Below are 3296 nucleotides of genomic sequence, written 5' to 3'. Positions count from 1 at the left end.
TCTGGCGCACGGTGGAGGTCAGTTCCTCCATCGAGGCGGCGGTTTCTTCCAGGTTGGCGGCCTGCTGCTCGGTGCGGCGCGACAGGTCGCTGTTGCCGGAGGCGATCTCGCCGGCGGCCAGGGTGATGCTGGAGGCGCTGGACTGGATCTGGCCGACGATCTGGGTCAGCTGTGCAACGGTGGTGTTGGCATCGTCGCGCATGCGTGCGAACACGCCCTGGTAGTCGCCGTGCATGCGTGCGGTCAGGTCACCTTCGGCGATGGCCGACAGCAGCTGCGAGAGCTTGCCGAGGTTGTCATCGCTGACCGCCATCATCGCGTTGAGGTTCTCCAGCATCAGGCGGAAATCGTGATCAAAGCGCTGCGCATCGCCACGGAGGCTGAAGTCGCCGGCCGCGGCGGCGCTGGCCAGCTGCTTGATCTCGGCATTGATGCGGCCGAGGTTGGCCTTGACCGTATCAACGGTGGTTGTCATCGCGGCCTTTTCGCCCGGGTAGCGTGCAATGTCGCGGCTGAGATCGCCGACCGCGTATTGCTGCACCACGTCCAGCACGTCGTGCAGGGTCTGCACGTGGCCGCCGACCAGGGCGTTGGTTTCCTGCACCATCAGCCCGTACTCGCCGGGGAAGGCGCTGGCGTCGATGCGGTAGCTCAGTTCGCCACCGTCATGACGGCGCGCCATTTCGCGCTGGCCGGTGATGACCGCATGCAACTGCTGCTGCATGCCGGCCATGGCCTCCAGCAGGCGGCCGGTTTCGTCGTGCGGCTGCGGGCCGATGTGGCTGTCCAGCTTGCCGCCGGCGATGCCTTCGGCCACGGCGGTGGCCTGCTTCAGCGGCACGGCGATGCGGTTGCCGATGACCCAGCTCAGGGCCAGCACGATCAGCACCAGTACGCCACCAGAGACCGCCATGATGGCGGTGAACACCAGCGCCTGTTTCTGCACGTCGTCCATGTAGACGCCGCTGCTGACCACCCAGTTCCAGGGCGCGAACAGGCCGGCATAGGCGACCTTCTCGACCTCGCCCTTGCTGCCCGGCTTGGCCCAGCGGTAGTTGACGAAGCCGCCGCCGGCGCGAGCCGCTTCGACCTGGTCGTAGTAGATCCGGACGCCGTCGTCGGTGCGGAAGTCCTTCATGTCCTTGCCGACCAGGTCCTTGCGGAACGGGTGCATCAGCAGGCGGTAGCCGGTGTCGTAGATGTTGAAGTAGTAGGTATCGTTCCCGGCGCGCATGACCTCCAGCGCCTGCAGCGCGGCGCTCTTGGCGGCCTCTTCGCTGAGCTCGCCGGTACCGGCCAGGCGGTGGTAGTGCAGCAGGATGCCGTAGCTCAGTTCGACCTGGGTCTTCAGCGCGCTCTTGCGGGTTTCGGTCAGGTCCAGGTACTGCATGCGGGCGGCGATCACCGAGAGCGCGATCACGCCGAGCGCGATGAGCAGCGTCAGCAGGTTGAGCTTGCGCCGGACGGAAAGATTGCGGAAGTAGTGTTGCCAGCGATGCAGGAGATTCATCGAGCAGGACCAGGTCGAAGCGGGCGGGCGGCGCCGTGCCGGTCAGCGGCGGGATACGCCGTGACAACCCCGTTATCGGCCGCGCGGGCGGGGGATTGAGGTGCGGTGTCCGAACGTATTCAGGTTTCCTTGCAGCGGCGGCTGCGGCGCTGCCTGCGGATCATAGGGTCAGATCCCTTTTCCTCGGGTAAAGGGATCTGACCCCGTAGATCCGGCGGACCTCGCATTTGCAACTTCCCCCATAGCCACTTGTTCGCCACCCGGTTCAACGTTCCAGGTTTTGGGTCGAGGTGATTGCGTATTGGATGGATTTGCGGCGTTCGTCGAGCAGCAGAGGGCCGATCTGAAGCGCGTTGCGCGGCATACCCAGGGGGAATGCAGCGAACAGGATGTGATCAATGAAGCATGGCTGTTGGCTGCGACATGGGGAGACGAAGGGAGGGAGCCGCTGGATCTGGCGGCGCCTGATGATCGGACCCTGTTGATCAGTTATCTGTACCAGAAGCTGGTTCGCTACACCGATGTGAACGTCAGGCACGCCGTACGCCTGGATCACGCACCCAGCGGGGAGGAGGGAGGTCACCCCTTGCTGGCGCGGTTGAGTGCGGACGGGCAGGACCCCTTGTCCTTTCTGCAACTGCGTGAAGAGGCTCCCCTCCCGCCGGGCGAGGGGGAGCTGAAGTATTCCGTGGCAAGCACTTATCTGGTGATGTTGCAGCACCACAATTTCCGCGTCCCCGCACTGGCCCGCTTTCTGCGTTTGTCCATTTCCCACACGTACCGTTGTTGTGCCGGTGCGAGCGCGCTGTCCGCGTGGCAACATGCGCTCGTTCTGGCTCCGCCGATCAGCATGGAGAGCCTGAGGCCATGGCGTCGATGTCGTGCGCTGCGTGTTCCGAGGCAACTCGAGTTCGACTTTGAAGACAGGCTTGAGTTGAGGGCGTAGAGGATCCCGCGATGGGGGCGACGTGGGGTCAGATCCCTTTTCCTGAGGAAAAGGGATCTGACCCCGGGGGGGTAAACAAAAACGCCCCAGCACAGGGCCAGGGCGTTCTCGTACATCAGGTCAGGCAGGCATCAGAACTCCTGCCAGTCTCCGTCGGCCAGTTCGGTGGCCATCGGACGACCACCGGCGGTGCGGCGGGCCGGCGTGGCAGCCGGGGCCGGGGCAGCCGGTGCAGCGGCGCGCGGTGCCGGGGTGGTGACGCGCGGGGCGGCGACGACCTCGGCTTCGTCCACCACGAAGATCGACACGGCCTCGCTGAGGTGGCCGGCCTGTTCTTCCATCGCACGTGCGGCGGCGGTGGCTTCTTCCACCAGCGCGGCGTTCTGCTGCGTGGTTTCGTCCATCTGCACCACGGTCTGGTTGACCTGCTCGATGCCCGCCGACTGTTCCTGCGAGGCCGCAGAGATCTCGGCCATGATGTCGGTCACGCGCTGCACCGAGGCGACGATCTCGCTCATGGTCGCGCCGGCCTTGTGTACCAGCGCCGAGCCGTCGTTGACCTTGCCGACGGAGTCGTCGATCAGGCCCTTGATCTCCTTGGCGGCTGCGGCCGAGCGCTGGGCGAGGGTGCGCACTTCGCTGGCGACCACGGCAAAGCCGCGGCCCTGTTCGCCGGCACGCGCGGCTTCCACTGCGGCGTTCAGCGCCAGGATGTTGGTCTGGAAGGCAATGCCGTCGATGACCGAGATGATCTCGGCGATCTTCTTCGACGAGGCTTCGATGGCCGACATGGTGGTGACCACCTGGCCGACCACGTCACCGCCCTGCGAGGCGACACCG

General features: G+C 65.5%; 3 protein-coding genes. 1 reads left to right on the top strand and 2 read right to left on the bottom strand.

Features of this window, described 5'->3' with window-relative positions; translation table 11 throughout:
- A partial coding sequence (locus tag AC5QAB_RS21040) for a cache domain-containing protein (RefSeq protein WP_495233611.1) occupies positions 1–1510 on the bottom strand: 1510 nt, incomplete at its 3' end.
- A 301-nt stretch (positions 1511–1811) separates the two neighbouring features.
- Here AC5QAB_RS21040 and AC5QAB_RS21035 point away from each other — a divergent pair.
- Positions 1812–2456 (top strand): hypothetical protein, encoded by a 645-nt coding sequence (locus tag AC5QAB_RS21035; protein WP_032959438.1) that lies wholly within the window; start codon positions 1812–1814, stop codon positions 2454–2456.
- Positions 2457–2587: 131 nt separating this feature from the next.
- On the opposite strand, the gene AC5QAB_RS21030 is transcribed toward AC5QAB_RS21035, so the two are convergent.
- On the bottom strand, positions 2588–3296 hold a 709-nt coding region (locus AC5QAB_RS21030; protein WP_495233610.1), incomplete at its 5' end, for a methyl-accepting chemotaxis protein.

It is taken from the genome of Stenotrophomonas sp. YJH_SMC_127 (assembly GCF_059372445.1).
Note: the sequence above shows the minus strand (reverse complement) of the source record. Positions and strands in the feature narration are given on the sequence as shown.